This window comes from Epilithonimonas sp. (assembly GCF_032055105.1).
GTDB lineage: Bacteria > Bacteroidota > Bacteroidia > Flavobacteriales > Weeksellaceae > Epilithonimonas.
In genome coordinates this window covers 52,177-69,245 of the sequence record NZ_DAMBRK010000019.1, presented here as the reverse complement: position 1 = coordinate 69,245, position 17,069 = coordinate 52,177, and the positions used below count along the sequence as shown (strand labels likewise).

General features: G+C 34.0%; 16 protein-coding genes and 1 pseudogene. 5 read left to right on the top strand and 12 right to left on the bottom strand.

What is annotated here, in order from left to right:
- Positions 1-83 precede the first annotated feature (83 nt).
- From alaS to queG, 5 genes are all read right to left on the bottom strand, one after another.
- Complete coding sequence (gene alaS / locus RTY06_RS14425; protein ID WP_312825677.1) at positions 84-2,687, bottom strand: alanine--tRNA ligase; 2,604 nt, start codon at positions 2,685-2,687, stop codon at positions 84-86.
- Positions 2,688-2,897: 210 nt separating this feature from the next.
- Positions 2,898-3,305 (bottom strand): GxxExxY protein, encoded by a 408-nt coding sequence (locus tag RTY06_RS14420; protein ID WP_312825676.1) that lies wholly within the window; start codon positions 3,303-3,305, stop codon positions 2,898-2,900.
- Positions 3,306-3,427: 122 nt separating this feature from the next.
- Complete coding sequence (locus RTY06_RS14415; protein ID WP_312825675.1) at positions 3,428-4,060, bottom strand: murein L,D-transpeptidase catalytic domain-containing protein; 633 nt, start codon at positions 4,058-4,060, stop codon at positions 3,428-3,430.
- 2 nt (positions 4,061-4,062) lie between these two features.
- Complete coding sequence (locus RTY06_RS14410) at positions 4,063-4,740, bottom strand: TIGR02117 family protein (RefSeq protein WP_312825674.1); 678 nt, start codon at positions 4,738-4,740, stop codon at positions 4,063-4,065.
- A gap of 236 nt (positions 4,741-4,976) precedes the next feature.
- On the bottom strand, positions 4,977-5,900 hold the full coding sequence (queG, locus tag RTY06_RS14405; protein WP_312825673.1) for a tRNA epoxyqueuosine(34) reductase QueG: 924 nt from the start codon (positions 5,898-5,900) through the stop codon (positions 4,977-4,979).
- 204 nt (positions 5,901-6,104) lie between these two features.
- On the opposite strand from queG, the gene RTY06_RS14400 reads away from it, so the two are divergent.
- Positions 6,105-6,392 carry a rhodanese-like domain-containing protein gene (locus RTY06_RS14400; protein WP_116033665.1) on the top strand — a complete coding sequence of 96 codons (288 nt, stop codon included), beginning with the start codon at positions 6,105-6,107 and terminating at the stop codon, positions 6,390-6,392.
- A 76-nt stretch (positions 6,393-6,468) separates the two neighbouring features.
- On the opposite strand, the gene RTY06_RS14395 is transcribed toward RTY06_RS14400, so the two are convergent.
- From RTY06_RS14395 to RTY06_RS14385, 3 genes are all read right to left on the bottom strand, one after another.
- Positions 6,469-6,633, bottom strand: coding sequence for a phosphatidate cytidylyltransferase (locus RTY06_RS14395; protein ID WP_116033664.1), 165 nt, complete (start codon positions 6,631-6,633; stop codon positions 6,469-6,471).
- A gap of 292 nt (positions 6,634-6,925) precedes the next feature.
- Positions 6,926-7,936: a WYL domain-containing protein gene (locus RTY06_RS14390; RefSeq protein WP_312825672.1), complete on the bottom strand. Its 1,011-nt coding sequence runs from the start codon at positions 7,934-7,936 to the stop codon at positions 6,926-6,928.
- A 96-nt stretch (positions 7,937-8,032) separates the two neighbouring features.
- On the bottom strand, positions 8,033-8,368 hold the full coding sequence (locus RTY06_RS14385) for a HopJ type III effector protein (RefSeq protein WP_312825671.1): 336 nt from the start codon (positions 8,366-8,368) through the stop codon (positions 8,033-8,035).
- A gap of 95 nt (positions 8,369-8,463) precedes the next feature.
- Between RTY06_RS14385 and RTY06_RS14380 the strand changes: the two genes are divergently transcribed.
- The 4 genes and pseudogenes from RTY06_RS14380 to RTY06_RS14360 all read left to right on the top strand — a co-directional run bounded on the left by RTY06_RS14380 (position 8,464) and on the right by RTY06_RS14360 (position 12,003).
- Positions 8,464-9,846, top strand: a complete 1,383-nt coding sequence (locus RTY06_RS14380; protein ID WP_312825670.1) for an RtcB family protein — start codon at positions 8,464-8,466, stop codon at positions 9,844-9,846.
- A gap of 30 nt (positions 9,847-9,876) precedes the next feature.
- A complete protein-coding gene (locus RTY06_RS14375) occupies positions 9,877-10,212 on the top strand; it encodes a hypothetical protein (protein WP_312825669.1) in 336 nt (111 codons plus the stop codon).
- Positions 10,190-10,939: a nucleotidyltransferase domain-containing protein gene (locus RTY06_RS14370; RefSeq protein WP_312825668.1), complete on the top strand. Its 750-nt coding sequence runs from the start codon at positions 10,190-10,192 to the stop codon at positions 10,937-10,939. Before RTY06_RS14375 ends, RTY06_RS14370 begins: the two co-directional genes overlap by 23 nt.
- Before the next feature lie 15 nt (positions 10,940-10,954).
- A pseudogene (locus RTY06_RS14360) lies at positions 10,955-12,003 on the top strand (DNA polymerase beta superfamily protein).
- Positions 12,004-12,086: 83 nt separating this feature from the next.
- On the opposite strand, the gene RTY06_RS14355 reads toward RTY06_RS14360, so the two are convergent.
- Genes RTY06_RS14355 through RTY06_RS14340 form a run of 4 tightly spaced genes read right to left on the bottom strand, consistent with a single transcriptional unit; the run spans position 12,087 to position 16,870 of the window.
- Positions 12,087-13,238: an ABC transporter permease gene (locus RTY06_RS14355; RefSeq protein WP_312825666.1), complete on the bottom strand. Its 1,152-nt coding sequence runs from the start codon at positions 13,236-13,238 to the stop codon at positions 12,087-12,089.
- Positions 13,235-14,401, bottom strand: a complete 1,167-nt coding sequence (locus RTY06_RS14350) for an ABC transporter permease (protein WP_312825665.1) — start codon at positions 14,399-14,401, stop codon at positions 13,235-13,237. Before RTY06_RS14350 ends, RTY06_RS14355 begins: the two co-directional genes overlap by 4 nt.
- Before the next feature lie 30 nt (positions 14,402-14,431).
- On the bottom strand, positions 14,432-15,427 hold the full coding sequence (locus RTY06_RS14345) for an HlyD family secretion protein (RefSeq protein WP_312825664.1): 996 nt from the start codon (positions 15,425-15,427) through the stop codon (positions 14,432-14,434).
- A gap of 12 nt (positions 15,428-15,439) precedes the next feature.
- Positions 15,440-16,870, bottom strand: coding sequence for a TolC family protein (locus RTY06_RS14340; protein WP_312825663.1), 1,431 nt, complete (start codon positions 16,868-16,870; stop codon positions 15,440-15,442).
- Between the last annotated feature and the right edge of the window lie 199 nt (positions 16,871-17,069).

The window sequence follows — 17,069 nt, the reverse complement described above, 5'->3', positions numbered from 1 at the left end:
TTCTCATAAAAAATGCCCCTAAAAAGTGTATAACTTTTTGGGGGCAGTCCATTTTGGGAGTTTTACATTTTTGGCAATTTAATTTAGAATAGTAAAGCCTTCTGATACGCATTTTCCAACCCATCAAGGTTTTTACCTCCTGCTGTTGCGAAGCCCGGATTTCCACCGCCGCCGCCCTGGATTTCTTTAGCTAAGTCTTTAATCAACGCTCCGGCCTGATAAATTCCTGCCAAATCATCAGAAACGCCAACAGTAATCATTGGTTTCCCGTCTGCGTCAGAAAGGATGATTGTGATGGAAGTTGGGATTTCTTTCTTCAATTGGAAGACGATATCTTTGATTGAACCGGCATCCAGTGAAGTTCTTTTTACCAAAAGTAATTTATCTCCTTTTTGCTCGTAAGCGCCTTTCCAGTCTCCGATTTCGCCTTTTGCTTTTTCTTTTTTGAAAGCCTCAACTTCAGATTTTAAGGTGGCATTTTCTTCGATTAATTTTTCGATAGAACGTACAACATCTTTAGATTTCAGCAATTGAGAAAGCTCAGTGATTTGTTTTTCCAAACCTTTGAAGTATTCATCAGATTTATCTCCTGAAATGGCTTCAATTCTTCTGATTCCAGCTGCTGCAGAACTTTCGGAAACGATTTTAAAATGACCAATTTCGCTGGTATTTTTTACGTGAGTTCCACCGCAAAGTTCCATCGAAGTTCCGAACTGGATCATTCTCACGCTGTCGCCATATTTTTCGCCAAAAAGAGCCATTGCACCTCTGTCTAAAGCTTCTTGAATTGGGATGTTTCTAAACTCTTGCAATGCAATGTTTTCTTTTATTTTTGCATTCACTTTATCTTCAACCAAAGTCAGTTCTTCCTCCGTCATTTTATTAAAATGTGAGAAGTCGAAACGCAGATAATCAGGACCAACAAATGAACCTTTCTGCTCTACGTGAGTTCCCAAAACTTCTCTCAAAGCTTCGTGCAACAAATGTGTTACCGAGTGATTTGCCTCAGATTTTTTTCTGTCAGAAGCGTTTACTTTAGCATAGAAAACTGCACCTGCATCTTTAGGAAGTCCGTTGATTAAGGAAATAATCAAACCATTTTCTTTTTTAGTTTCTAAAACTTCAAAGCTTTCGGTAGCATTTTCAAGAATTCCTTTATCCCCGATTTGCCCACCACCTTCTGGATAGAAAGGCGATTCGCTTAAAACAACTTGATAAAATTCTCCGTCTTTGTTTTCTACTTTTCTGTATCTTGTAATGTAAGTTTCAGTCTCAATTTTGTCGTAACCCACAAAGTTTTCAGGCTTTTCTTCTAACGTTACCCAGTCGTAAACTTTCTGTGCAGAATCTGCTTTTGAACGTTGTTTTTGTTGATTTAAAGCATCTTCAAATCCTGCTTCGTCAATCGTTAAACCTTTTTCCTCAGCAATAATTCTCGTTAAATCATCAGGAAAACCATAAGTATCGTACAATTCGAAAACTTCTTCCGTTGGCAATACTTTTTTACCTTCAGAAATCGTCTGCTGAATTAATTTTTCAACTCTAATTAATCCTGTTTCAATCGTTCTTAAAAATGATTCTTCTTCACTTTTAATCACTTCCGTAACCAAAGTTCCTTGTTTTTCCAATTCCGGAAAGAAATTACCCATTTGCTCCTGTAAAACAGCTACTAACTGATATAGGAAAGGTTCTTTTTGGTCTAAGAATCGGTAAGCGTAAGAAATTCCTCTTCTTAAAATTCTTCTGATCACATAACCCGCTCCTCCGTTGGAAGGCAACTGTCCGTCTGCTATTGCAAAAGAAACCGCTCTGATGTGGTCAACCACAACACGGATGGCAATGTCTTTTTCGTCCGTTAAAATTCCGGTATATTTTTTACCTGAAAGTTCCTCAACTTTAGCAATTAAAGGTGTGAAAACATCCGTATCGTAATTAGATTCTTTCTGCTGTAAAGCCATGCAAAGACGCTCGAAACCCATTCCGGTATCGATGTGTTTTGCAGGAAGATTTTCCAAAGAACCGTCAGCTTTTCTGTTGAAGTGCATGAATACGAGATTCCAGATTTCCACAACCTGAGGATGGTCGTTATTCACCAATTCCAAACCTGAAACTTTTGCTTTCTCTTCGGCACTTCTCAAATCCACATGAATTTCAGAACAAGGTCCGCAAGGTCCGCTTGCACCCATTTCCCAGAAATTATCTTTCTTGTTTCCATTGATGATTCTGTCTTCAGAAATGAATTCTTTCCAATAATTGTAAGCTTCATTGTCTCTTTCAAGATTTTCTTTTGCATCTCCTTCAAAAATGGTTACGTAAAGATTTTCTTTTGGAATTCCGTACACTTCTGTCAACAACTCCCAAGCCCACGAAATCGCTTCTTTTTTGAAATAATCGCCAAAAGACCAGTTTCCCAACATCTCAAACATCGTGTGGTGATACGTATCACGACCTACATCATCCAAATCATTATGCTTCCCGGAAACTCTCAGACACTTCTGAGTATCGGCAATTCTTGAGGCTTTCGGCTCTTTGTAACCTAAAAAATAATCTTTGAACTGTGTCATTCCGGAGTTGGAAAACATTAGTGTCGGGTCATCTTTAAGAACAATTGGCGCAGAAGGAACAATAAGGTGTTCTTTGCTTTTGAAAAAATCTAAAAATTGCTGTCTTATCTCTTGTGAAGTCATTTTAGTTGTTGGTTGTTGGTTGATAGTTGATTGCTGTTTATGTACATCAACTTTTGGTTGGCAAATTTAAGAAAATTTGGTTTAAATATTAGTTATTGTATTATTCAATATAGTTTTGGAAGAGTAATTTTAAACGCAAAGATTTTATTACGATAATTTGTGATTTAGGATGCAAAGATTAATCAATGAATTGATTTTATGAAGCTTGATTTATAGCTTGTTTACAATTCTATGTATTCCGTCTTTTAAAAGTGGTGAATTAAAATTTATTAGAAGAGCAAGCTTTAGTCCTGTTAATTTTAAATATGTGTTTGTTTGAAAATAATCTATGGAATGTAACTCTCGCACAGCCTTATTTTCTACAATAAGTTTATTTTCAACAATCATTTCAACTTTGTAGGCTTTGTCTATCTTGATACCTTTATAAATTGTTGACAGAAAAACTTGAGTTTTCACATCGAGACCTAACTGTTGTAATTCATAAAGAAGTGCAGATTCATACGCACTTTCAAGTAATCCAACCCCTAGCGTTCTGTGAACTTCAATCGCTGCTCCTATAACTTTATACGATAATTCATTTTCTGTCATACATTTGTGTGCTTGTTGTTTATTTTCCACCTTAATAATTGCAGATTCATCTGCCTTTGCTTTCTTAAATATAAGAACCCCGTTAAAAAAACTTTGCGTTTAATAATTTTTCATAAATCAGCGGAACAATGTCAATCAAATTCAATTATAAATCACATCAAAATTGGCTTCTTAGAATTTTTCAACATTGGGTCTATTTCCTTGAATGCATTATTAGAAACAGTTGGACAACCCCAGTCTTCTGGCGAACCTTTTGGATAAACTTCATCGTCGCTCATTTTTCCCCAAGAATGGAAGACAATAATTCTTTTCAAAGCATTGCTATTAGCTTCGTCTAGACCGTGCATCAGATATTTCACATTCACTCCCCAATTACTATAACCTCTTTCTCCCAATCTATATTTTCCCAAAGAAGAAAGATGACTGTTATCTTCATTACTAAAACTTGGATTATCTTTTGAAGAATCGAAACTCCAAAATCCATTTCCACAACCGTGACCTACCAAATATTTTTGCGAAATTTCATTTTTATTAAAGTCATAGATAAAAAAACGTTTGAGCCCCGAATGCAAACTCATATCAATCAAAATGCAAAAATCTGTATTGAAGTTTTTGGTTTTACAAAACTCTAATGCGTCTTTGCTTTTTTGTTTAGTTTTGAAAATATTAATAACAGGCTTAGATTCAGTAACCGAATCTGTTGTAGGCAGAAAATTTGGTTTTAAGTTTTCTTTTTGACATCCAGAAATGATTATCAGAAATAATAAATAAAAAGACTTTCTCATTCTTATTTATAATGCTGAAAAATACCAAAATCCGTAGGAGTCCAAAGCGCAGCTTTTTGTCCGGCAGCTTTTAACCCATTATTTGCCCAAGTATTGCAAGTATAAGTGAAGTTATAACTGCCTTTTGCATCATAAAAAGCATCGTTATTTCCGTAAACTGCATCAGTTTTTATCAGAATATAGTTGCCTTTTAAGTCTTTATCGAATTTATCGTCTATGAATTTGATAAGATTTTGATATTGCTGTTCCGTTATCAGCATTTTTTTACAATCATCGCCTGATTGCATTTTTTTGTAATAAGTGCAATGCATCGCAGAATCGCTTAACCAAAAAGCAGCTTTGAAAGCTGTTGAAAACTTGAGATCAGACCAATTCGGTGTATCAAGATAGAAACCTTTGTCGCCCCAACCGAAAGAAATGTAGTTAAAATCCGTCTGTTTCCCTTTTGTATTTTCGAATGGTAATTTCTCGCTCCAATCGACATATTTTGTTTTGACAGGAACCACCAAATCTGTATGTACACCATTGGTCAAGATGTACAATTCTATCGTTTTTGGTTCGTCAGTTTTTTCAGCTTCTACTGGAATATAAGGAATCAATAATCCCAAAATGATATACAAAAAAACGACTCCAATTATGAAGCCGATTATTTTTATGATTATTAGCAGCATTTTTTTCATCCGGTTGTTTTTACGAATCGTAGAGAACAATAAAGATAATAAAATTTTCAAAGCAAAATAGATATGTTAATTTTTTTTAATTTTTCTTGGAATTATGGAAATTTATTTTGAAATTTAATAACGAAAAATCACTAATATATGCCGAAAAAACGCCATTCCAACAAAAGATTAAAAATTAGAGTAAAAGTTGCACCGAAAAGAGTTCAAAAACGAAAATAACTTGATAAAACGGGATTTTACTCTGATAAAAAATCGAGATTCCGTTTTAGTCCTGCAAACTTTGTCCGCTTAACTGCAGATTTTCTGAAAACCGAGGAAAAAACTTCTTGGGTAATGTCTTTCCACTCTTGTTTTGTAAAGTTTTTGAGCTGAGAATTCGGTTGAAATTTCTCTTCCAAAGTAGGAGCCGAAAAACGATTCCAAGGACAAACATCTTGGCAAACATCGCATCCAAACATCCAATCGTCCATTTTATCTTTGAAAAAATCAGGAATTTGGTCTTTCAGTTCGATGGTTGCGTAAGAGATGCACTTGCTTCCGTCAATGATTTTATCAGAAATAATCGCTTGAGTCGGACACGCATCTATACACTTGGTACAGCTTCCACAATGGTCTGTAACTGGAAAATCTTCGACTAAATCCAAATCACAGATAATCTCTGCTAAAAAGTAAAAAGAACCATATTTTTTGGTAATGAGGTTCGAGTTTTTTCCAACCCATCCAATTCCGGATTTCTTAGCCCAAGCTTTTTCTAAAACCGGTGCTGAATCTACAAAAACACGAAAAGAGAACTCTCCTATCTCATCCTGAAGTTCAGCAACCAGCGTTCTCAGTTTTTCTTTGATAACCTCGTGATAATCTTCCCCATAAGCATATTTCGCGATTTTGAAATTCTCGTTCTGAAGTTTTTCTTCCGGAAAATAATTATAACTCAGAGAAATCACAGACTTAGAACCCTCCACAAGTAATCTCGGGTCAAGACGCTTATCGAAATAGTTTTCCATATATTTCATCTCACCGTGATGATTGTTTTTCAACCAATTTTCCAGATGAGACGCTTCTTCTTCCAAAAAATCCGCTTTTGAAATTCCACACGACTGAAACCCAAATGCAGAAGCTTTGGTTTTGATAAGTTGCGTGTGTCTTTCTTTAGGATTCATAAATATTTTGCGAAATTAATGTTTTATAATTTTATCGCAAAGGCGCAAAATCTTTACTGTAATAATTTTGTTGTGAAAGTCGCAAAGTTTTAAATCTTCGATTTTTGAGTTAGGTTTTTCTAAAATTTTTATCTTAAAGTAAACTCAATTTTTGAAATTTATATTGTAGTTTTGTTACAATTAAAACAGTAAAAATTTAAAATTATGGCAATAGAAGAAATATTGAAAGCGGGAAACTATCATTTGATTGATGTTCGTGAACCTTTGGAATTGGAAATGGATGGAAACATTGCAGAAGCTAATAATATTCCTTTAGGAGATATCGAAGCTCACATCGATGAAATCAGAGCTTTGGACGGAAATGTGATTTTCTTCTGCAGGTCAGGAAACCGTTCAGGAAAAGCAACAGAGTTTTACAAATCTCAAGGTTTTGAAAATGTTTATAACGGCGGCGGTTACAATGATCTTAGCCAAACTTTGGAAAATCTTTAAGATATTTTACCCCAACCCTAAAGGCAGTAAATTAGATTCTATAAAAAAGGAAAAGCGGGAAATATTTCCCGCTTTTTTAGTTTTTACCCCTTGACAGAAGCCACATTACTAAGCCAATAACACCGACTACGAGGATAATTCCCCACCACATACCAGCTTTAAAAATAGTTTCCACTGCTTCACAGCTTGTTAACAATCCTAACATTAGGAATAATGGAATAATATTGATATATTTTTTCATAATTTATTTATTTGTGATGAAAATTCAAAACTTAAGCCAAAATGTTATTTTCTTATTAAAATTTGGAGTTTTAATTTTCATTTTGAATAAATTATCAAAAATAAAACCACTGAAAATCAGTGGTTATTGGTTTAGGCTTTTATCGTTTTTTTTATTTTATTTTTGTTCGTCCTCTCTTCTATTTTGTTGACGATATATCCAATTATAAAAGGAGCTGCCCAAGTCAGAGCCATTCTTAACAATCTTGATTTCATAACATTAAATTTTTAAGATTATAACAAGAAATGCGCCATTATTGATTTTCATCAGAACTGTAATTACGAACAGCTTCTTTAAGACTTTTATGAATCCTTTGTTTTAATTTTCTTGGTCCTAAAACTTTTATAAACTCTCCCATCCCCAGAATCATTCTTTCTAATTCGAAATTCAACTGAACACAGATTTTGAAAGTTGTTCCGGTTTCATCTTCTTTAATAATTTCCTGAGAATGATGGAAAGGTTTTGTTGTAACGTAAGGTGCATGTTTTCTTGTAACGAAAAAAATGACATTCTGCGGTCGCTGTGTCTCAGAAACTGTAGCTCCAATCACTTCTCCAAAATATCTGTCCGCATTGAAATCTTTATCAATATATTCGATTTTGTCTTCAATAGTGATTTCTTCCATTCTGTCCAAGGCGAGATTCATAATGCTATTTTTATGAAAACAGATGAGAAACCAACGGTTGTTATATTCCTTCAACAATTGCGGATGAACTGTCAGAATATTCATTTCCCTTGCTTTGAAACTTTTGTAGCAAATCTTTAAAACCTTTTTGTTCAAAATACTTTCGTAGAGAATATCAATATGCTCAAGACCTTTCAATTGTTCATTTTTGTCAAGATGAATAATCGATTTCTGATTAGTCGATTGAATCGAATCTTCCAATTTCTGAATCACACCATTCATCTCCTTAAACATCGAAAAATCCTTGAATTGTTTCAGAATCTGAACCGCATTATTCATTGCTTTCAAATCATTTTCGTTGACCGAAATATTATGAATACTGTAATCTGGGTCGCTATAACGATAAAATCTTCTTTCATAAACTTCAATCGGCGCTTCATAACCGAATTTTTCACTTCGCATATTCTGCAAATCCAACTGAATCGTCCGTTTGCTCACAAAAGATTCTTTGCCATCAAACTCAAATAATGCTTCGGAACATTCGTCAATCAAATCTTCCAAAGTATATTTTTTATATTTATTCTTCAGACATTTGTCTAATGTTTTGTAACGGATTAATGCATTTTTATTGGATGACATAGAATAATTATAAATGATTAATTATGAATTATAAATGAATTTGAATTGTCATAAAATCTGATATACGTTTAATGTCTAACTTCTAACATCTCTATTCTAATCTCTATTTCTTAAAGCCTCTCCTTCAAAAGAAATCCCGTCCCAGCCAAATTCAATAAAGTTTCTGATATTCTGATGGTCATTTCCTTCAGGATTTTGTAAAACATCTGTTCTGTAAAAATCTCCGAATAATGCTAAAGTTTCTTCTTTCGAAAGTTGATTCAATTTCGCAAAACTGAAAACTTTGCAAGAACCATTATTTTGATTGGCTTCATTGATAGTATTTCCATTCGTAAATTTCGTTGGAGTGAAATCATAATTCTCATCAATGAAAGCAATCACGTCTTTGAAATCAATTGTTTCTGGAGAATTTTTAAGTTGTTCTAAAATCATTTTAATAAAATTTCATCAAAAATATTTAAAATAATTTTCCTACGCAAAAACATTGCGCACTTGTACAATTACTTTGCATCATCAAAATAAACAAAATGAAAACAATTACAGGAAAGGATTTAATCGCTTTAGAATTCGCACCGAAAAAATGGTTTGCTGAAGCTTTGGAATATATCAACGAAAATAACCTTGATGAAACTCAAATGAAAGAATATCTGGAGCAGTTCAAATCTTCGGAACCGATTTCATTATTAGAAAATCCTGCAGAATTCATCATCAACATCAGAGCAGAAAATGAAAGCGAAAATGACAACGTAGAAAAAGTCATCAACACAATGAATGTCTTGATGAAAACTCCAACATTAATTCACGGTGCTATTATGCCGGATGCTTGTCCAACCGGACCGGAAGGTCATATTCCCGTTGGCGGAGTTGTAGTTGCGAAAAACGCCATTCATCCCGGATTTCATAGCGCAGACATCTGCTGTTCTGTGATGTTGACAGATTTTGGAAAAGTAAATCCAAAAGATGTTTTGGACGCAGCACATTCTAACACACATTTCGGTTACGGCGGAAGACCTCGAGGTGAGCAAATGCCGATGTCTCAGGAATTGATGGATGCTTTCAGAGAAAATCTTTTTCTGAATGATGAAAACTTAATCAGCATCGCTCGTTCTCATATGGGAACTCAAGGTGACGGAAACCATTTCTTGTTTGTCGGAATTTCTAAAAATACAGGAAATACAATGTTGGTAACACATCACGGCTCAAGAGCGCCCGGTGCAAAATTGTACGATAAAGGAATGAAAGTCGCTAACCGTTTCCGAATGGAACTTTCGCCCGAAACTTTGAAAGAAAATGCTTGGATTCCGTATGAAACTGAAGAAGGACAACAATATTGGGAAGCCTTGCAATTAATAAGAAAATGGACGAAAGAAAACCACGAATCCATTCACAATGCGACTTTGGAAAAATTAAATATCGAAAAACAAAACAGATATTGGAACGAACATAATTTTGTATTCAGAGATGGAGATTTATTCTACCACGCGAAAGGAGCAACGCCGCTGGACGACAAATTTTTGCCGGATATTACAGGTCCAAGACTGATTCCTCTAAATATGGCGGAACCTGTACTGATTGTTCAAGGAACAACCAACAGCAGAAATTTAGGTTTTGCTCCTCACGGCGCAGGGCGAAACTTCAGCAGAAGTTTTCATAAAAAATCTCTGGCGCACAAAACTTTTGATGAAGTTTTTGCCGAGGAAACCCAAGGTCTGGACATACGTTTTTTCACCAACGAAATTGATATTTCCGAATTACCAAGTGCCTACAAAAGCGTCAAAAATGTAAGAGCTCAAATCGAAGAATATGGACTTTGTAAAGTTCTGGATGAAGTGATGCCTTATGGTTGCATTATGGCGGGTGATGTTGGGAAAAATGCGCCTTGGAAGAGGAAGAATAAGTTTAGAAAATAAAATTCTTACTTTCATAATTTTAAACTGACTATGAAAAATCTCTACAACAAGGGTAAGTATCGTTCATTCGAATATGCAAAACATTTGCGTCCATTTCTTAAAAAAATCGGAAACAAAAAATGGCGCAAAACTGAAAAACAGGAAATTGAAAATCAACTGAATGATTTTGTTCTATTTCAGAAAGCCAGAAAGAAAAAACAATTTAAAATTTGGGTAAAAATCACGACAAAAGATAATGTTAGAAAATATTCAGAGTACAAAAATTTCTATTCTGAAAAATCATTTCAAGATTCTATAAAACGAAATTCTGTAACGCATTTTTTTATCCTAAAAAATAAAAACAATGAAAACAAAAATAATAGATAAATTAAAAACTCTTGAAAAAGAGAAAAATATAAAAATACTCTTCGCGATAGAATCAGGAAGCCGTTCTTGGGGATTTGCTTCTCCAGACAGCGATTATGACATACGTTTTATATACAAACATCCGGTTGACTGGTATCTTTCGCCTTGGGAAAAACGTGATACGATAGAATTTATGACAGAAGATGATCTGGATGGTTCTGGTTGGGATTTGAAGAAGACTTTTCATTTGTTGAACAAATCAAACGTTCCACTTTTGGAGCACTTGTTTTCACATATATTTTATATAAAGAATAATGCTTTTTTGAAAAAGATAATACCTTTAGCAAAAGAAGCTTTTTCTACCGTTGCAGTAGTTTTTCATTATTTATCGATAAGTAAAAAATATTTGGAATTGTGTAATAAAGGTGAAGTTAAGCTTAAAGATTATTTCTATTGTTTAAGGACAACTTTAGCCTCAAAATGGGTTGTTGAGAAAGGAACTTTTCCACCGGTAATATTTCACGAAATGTTAGATTTGTTACCAGAAAATATATTTGATAAAGTTCAATTTTTATTGAATGTAAAATCTGAAAATGGAGAAAAATATTTCCACGCTCAAGATTGGGAACTTTTCGAATATCTCAAATCAGAAATAGAAAGTCTTTCAGAAAAAGCAAAAACTTTGAGAGCAGGAAATCTTGATAAATCAGAAGCTGAAAAAGTATTTATAGAATTATTAAAATCGTAACAATGATAACTATCAATTTTTTTAAAAGAAAACAACCTTATCCTTTTCGAAGCCATTTCCGGAAGCAAGTCTTTCGGATTGGCAACGGAGAATTCGGATACGGATATCAAAGGAGTTTTTATTTACCGAAAGATTTGTTCTATGGTTTAGAATATATTCCGCAAGTTTCAAATGAAACTAATGATATCGTTTATTATGAGATTTGAAGATTCACAGAACTTTTATTAAAAAACAATCCAAATATTCTAGAAATATTAGCAACTCCACAAGATTGTATTCTTTATAAAAATCCGATAATGTATAAGTTTCGGCAGGAAGATTTTTTGTCAAAATTGTGTAAAGATACTTTTGGCGGATATGCTTCAACTCAGATTCAGAAAGCGAGAGGATTGAATAAAAAGATTGTGAATCCTGTTGAAAAAGAACGAAAAGGAATTCTGGATTTTTGTGTGATATTGAAAGATTCTAATTCAATTCCCGCAAAAGATTGGTTGAAAGAAAAAAACTTTTTACAGGAAAGTTGTGGTTTGGTAAAGATGCCCAATTCAAAAGGTATTTTTGCTTTGTTCTATGATGAATTTGGAGATAAGAATTACAACGGAATTTATAAAAATGAAGATTCTAATGAAGTCAGTTTATCTTCTGTTCCGAAAAATGAAAAGCCGAAAGCTTATCTGTTTTTCAATCAAGATGCCTATTCTACCTACTGCAAAAGTTATAAGGAATATTGGGATTGGGTAGAAAAAAGAAATGAAGACCGATACAACACAAATCAGAAGCACGGGAAAAATTACGATTCTAAAAATATGATGCACACGATTCGTCTTTTGCAATCGGCAGTCAATATTTTCAAGAATAATAAGATTGAAATCCGAGTTAAAAATCGTGATGAACTTTTGAATATCAAAGCTGGAAATTGGGATTATGATGATTTACTTTTATTGGCCGAGCAATTAATTGAAAAATTAAATTTGTTAGCTGAAAGTTCTTTATTGCCAAATTTGCCTGATAAAAGAAAAGTAGAGAATACACTAATAGAAATCAGAAATCAACTTTATAAATAACACTATCAAAATCGATAGCGTTATTTTTTTATCGCTAACTCGTATTTTAAATTTCACTATAAAATTGCATATTCATTAAGTATTTAAGTTATAGTTTTAATCAAATATTTTATCCTTAAGATTAATAGAAATTCAAAAATAATCCATAGAATCACCAGATGAATAACAGAATTCAGATTATCGGCGAGTGAACCTCCGGATTGTACAATTGAGATATATGTTTTTAAAAACGGAGAAGTCGGTAAAGCATCAGACAGCATCTGAACAAAATTCGGCAAAGCCTGATAAGGCATAGAATATCCTGTGATTAAAAAAATCGGATAAGACGAAAATACCAAAACCTGAAAAGCAAAAAGTTTGGTCTTGAAAAAGCTTCCAATCAACATTCCGAAGACAATAATTGTTGCGATAAATAAAGCTGAAATAACAGCCAAATCAAAATAATTTCCTCTAATCTCAACTCCGAAAACGGAAAAATTAACAATCGAGAAAAACAATCCGAATATCATAAATGCAAAGAAATAAAGTAAACTTTTCCCGAAAATCATTTTAGAAATACTTTGCCTTGAAATTTGATAAAGATTCAATAATTTATTTTCCTCTCTTTCAGAAGTAAAAGCCGCTGCAACACCTATTAAAAGTGTTTGCTGTAAAATAATCGCCAATAATCCCGGCAAAAGAAACGAACCATATGTCATCCCCGAATTGTAAAGCGGACGATAATCCATATTAATCGGATTGGTCATTTTCATCGATTCGTCCTCTCCCATTCCTTGTTTGTTGAAATACGTTTTTCTAACGCCAGCTCCGACTGTCAGACAAACTTTGGTAACCGTACTGAGCAAATCACTGGAAGGCAAAAACCGTGATGCATTCAGGACCAGATTTACATTCGTTTGTTTTTGAGATAAAATATCCTTTTCAAAGCCCGACTGAATATAAAAATAGCCTTGAACTTCTCCCTGATACATCTTTTCCTGAGCTTCATTAATATTAGAACTCGGAATAATTTCTATCATCGGCGTCGAATCAAATTGTTCCGTCAAGGTTCTGGAAATTGAAGTTCCATCGTTATCAATCAAAGCTAATTTCACTTTCTTTTCGCCTTTGTTCAGGTAAATACTTCCGTACATAAATGCGTAAAGAATCGGTGCCAAAAGCAAAATCAGAAACAGACTCGAATCTTTCGAAACATTCCTAAGTTCTCTTTTCAATATGTCGAAAATCTCTTTCATTCCAGATTTTCTTTAAGATATTGATTAACTTTTTTCTGAAAAACAACAATGCTCAAAGGAAACGTAATTCCAATAAAAACCAGTAATTTGAAAATTTCCGGAGTTGCATAAGATAACGGAAGTTCCATAAAATAGAGCTTGATAAATCCGTCCAGAAAATGTGTGTAAGGCATTATGTCTGCATAAAACTGGTCGTACCAAGGCATTGCCCACCTCGGAAATGTGAACCCACTGAAAACAAAAGCCGGCGAAGTGAAAAACAGAGCAACATCCGTCACAAAAAGAAGATTATTGGAAATCGCGGAAAGCATCATCCCAATCCCGATGCAAGCTAACGACATCAACGTGTAAATCAGAAAAAAATTGAAATCGGTTTTGGGTTTTCCCAATTCATAAACAGGAAAAACAACGTAAGCCACCAACACAAAAAGTATCCACGAAATGCAAAGATGAGCCAACATTTTCCCGACTACAATCTGCGAAGATGAAGTTGAAATCTGTAAAAGTTTGTCGATTGTATTTCTTCTAAATTCAAGATTTAAAATTAAAACCGATGCCACAACCAAAGCCATTTGAAGCCCGACCGTAATCAATCCCGGCGTGAGATACATCTGATAATTAAAATCCGGGTTGTACAATGTTGTTGTATTCAGTTTTATAGGCTGAACCAGCGTGTTTGCTTTCTCAGCAGACATTCCTTGCTTTTCCGCTTTTTGAAGAACAACCGCCAAACCTCCTTTGATAATAACTTCGGCAGCGCCTTTGTAAATCATTTTTGCAGGAACCAAATATGCTCCGTTGGTATAAAGTGTAATATTGGACTGATGATTTTTCTTGGCAGCAGATTCCATATTTTTTGGAAAGTGAACTGCACCGAATATTTTTCCTTCTTTCATCAATTTTTCAATTTCTGCGTTGCTATGAACCGTTTGAGTAAATTGAATCAACTCGTTATGCTCCATCATATCAGTCAACATTCGGGAAACCGACGATTGGTCTTCGTCCCAAACCGCCATCGGAAGTTCTTTCGCAAATTGTTTCTGATAAATGAAACCGTAAAAAAGAAAAATAATTGGTGGAATGACCAGCAAAATCACATAAAAATTCGGAATCGAAAAAATCCGTTTCCATTCCCGAATCATAATTTGACTGATAGTTTTCAATGGTTTTATTGATTTTATTTAAATAATTTCTTAATCAAAAATAAGCTGCGCCGTCATTCCCGAACGAAGTCCTTTTATCGAATTAGCATTCTCAGGTTTCACTTTTATCTGGAAAGTTCTCAGCTCAAATTCTCCATTCTGTTTTTCAGGAACCCAATCTGCATAACCTAAAGCCGGAGCCAGTTCGGAAACCACACCTTTCACTTCTTCCGGTGTACAGCCAGGGATTTTCATTTTTACAATACTTCCTTTATCAATTTTGGTCATTTGATTTTGACGAATATTGAATTTTACAAAAAAAGAATTGTCTTTCTGAATCGTCATCATCGGATAACCCGCATTCACCATTTCGCCTTTGTCAGAAATCATTGTTGAAATTTTCCCAGAAGCCGGCGCTTTTATAGAAGCATTATCTTTAATCTCTTTTGCTAATTCATCTGCACCTTTTGCCTGATTCAGAATCGCCTGAGCCGAATTTTTAAGTTCCTGATTATTTCCTCGTTGTAAAAGTTGAACGTTCAAATTTGCGGTTTCTAATTCTTTTTGAGCCGCTTTATATTTAAAATAAATCACATCTCTCTCCTGTCCCGAAATCACACCTTCCGAATAAAGATTTTGAAAACGAGTGTAAGTTTTATTCATCAAATCCATTTGCTGTTTGGCAATTTGATGAAGATTTTCCGCCGATTTCAAAACTTCTGGTTCTACGCCACGATTGATTTTATCCAATTGATTCTGAGCAACAATCACAGCTTCCGACATTTGTGATTGAATCGTTTCAATTTCAGAAGTTTTCATTTGGGCAACCACCTGACCCTCTTTTACTTCATCGCCTTCTTTCACCAATAATTCAACAACTCTTCCCGGCAAAGAAGCGGAAACATCCACAAATTCTGCATCTACCATTCCAATGACTGTTTCTTTATTACTTTCGGAAGATTTATTTTGAAAAAGATAAATCAAGGCAATAACCAACACAATAATCGGAATAAAAACTGCCCAGTAATTTTTTATAAAGTTTTTCATCTTGTTATCAGTTTAAGGAATGTAATTGGTGATATTTTCGACGTTTCCTGTGATATAAAAATAAGTTGCAATCACAGTTTGGTAAGCAACCAAAGACGTGTAATATAATTTTTCGGCTTCGTATTGAAGTTGTAAAGCATCGTTCACATCTTTGACTGAAGAAAGGCTATTTTCCATTCTTTTCCTTACCATTTCTGAGGTCGTATAAGTTTGTTTTCTCGCTGCATCAAATGTCTCGCTCTGTTCTTTGAAACTGATTAATTTATTCTCAGAAATTTTGGTAGCCAAATCCACAGATTTTTGTTTCTGGTCAATCAAAAGGTCGGCTTCTTTTATCAAAGATTGTGAAGCAAGGTTTTTGGATTTTCTTTCCGGGTCAAAAAGTGTCCATTGCATTTCTATCCCGACTAACCAAGGTGGCGTGATGAGCGGAAGGTCATTTCTGAAAAACTGGTAATTTCCAATGGCGAAAATGTTAGGTCTGGAAAGAGATTTGGTAATATTATGAGTCGTTTCCGCTTCTTTCTTTTTGCTTAATAATAATTTTAAATCTGCGTTTTTTTCTGATGATGAGAAATTAGGAACTTCAATATTTTCATTCAGTTCTTCATTGATTTCCATTGTTTCGTCAAGCGAAATTCCCATTAAATCTTTTAGAGTTAAAAGCGTATTTTCTTTTTCGAGTTTAAGGTTTTTGAGATTAGTTTCACCTTGAAGCTTCGTAATATTTGACCAGTTTTTCAAGTAAGGCGGAATGATTTCAGCTTTCAGAAGACTTTGTGCATATTTCTCATTATTCTCAAGAGATTCAACAATTTTTTCCTGTTTTTTAATCATCGAATTGAGATACATCACCTGAATATAATTCAATGAAATATTATAAGCAGTAAGATTTTGAGCTGATTCCAGATTCGCTTTTCCACTTTCTACTTGTTGTTTTGAAAGCTCTTTTGCAGCATTCAGTTTTCCTCCAAGATAAATCGGTTGACGAGCAAGAATTCCCGCCAAGAAGTAACTTTGTTTTGCAATCGCAGGATTGTAATTGGGATAAACTGCGCTGATAATATCTTTGGAAGTCTGATAAATCACATTCTGAACCTGTTGCGGAAGCGGATTTCCAGTAATCTGTTGATAAACAGTATTGGCAGAAGCGGCACTTTGAGTGGCCGAACCTTCTACAATTCCGTCTTTTACCTGCTGAAGATTGATTTTGATAGGTTCTCCGATGTAATTATAACCGCCAAGAAAATCAACTTTTGGAAGATTATTGTTTTTGTTTGATTGCAGAAGTTTTTCACGGGTTTCCAGAGATTGTTCCGCCAGCTTTATAACGACATTATTTTGTTTTCCTTTTTCTATACATTCTTTGAATGTATATTGCTGACAATGTATTTTGGAAGAAAAAATCAGAAGTGAGGCAAGTAGAATTTTCTGGAATTTCATAATTTTAAAATTTTCTAGAAAACAGTTTTAATTATGGCGAGTTACAAAAAACACTAATGATAAAGCGCCACAATTAATGTTAACTTTATCATTTTTCATTCTTCTAAAGGTAGTTAAAAATTACCAAAACAAGATTAATAAAATTAAATTTCTGAATGTAAAACAAAAAGCATTTACAAAAATATAAATGCTTAATTTC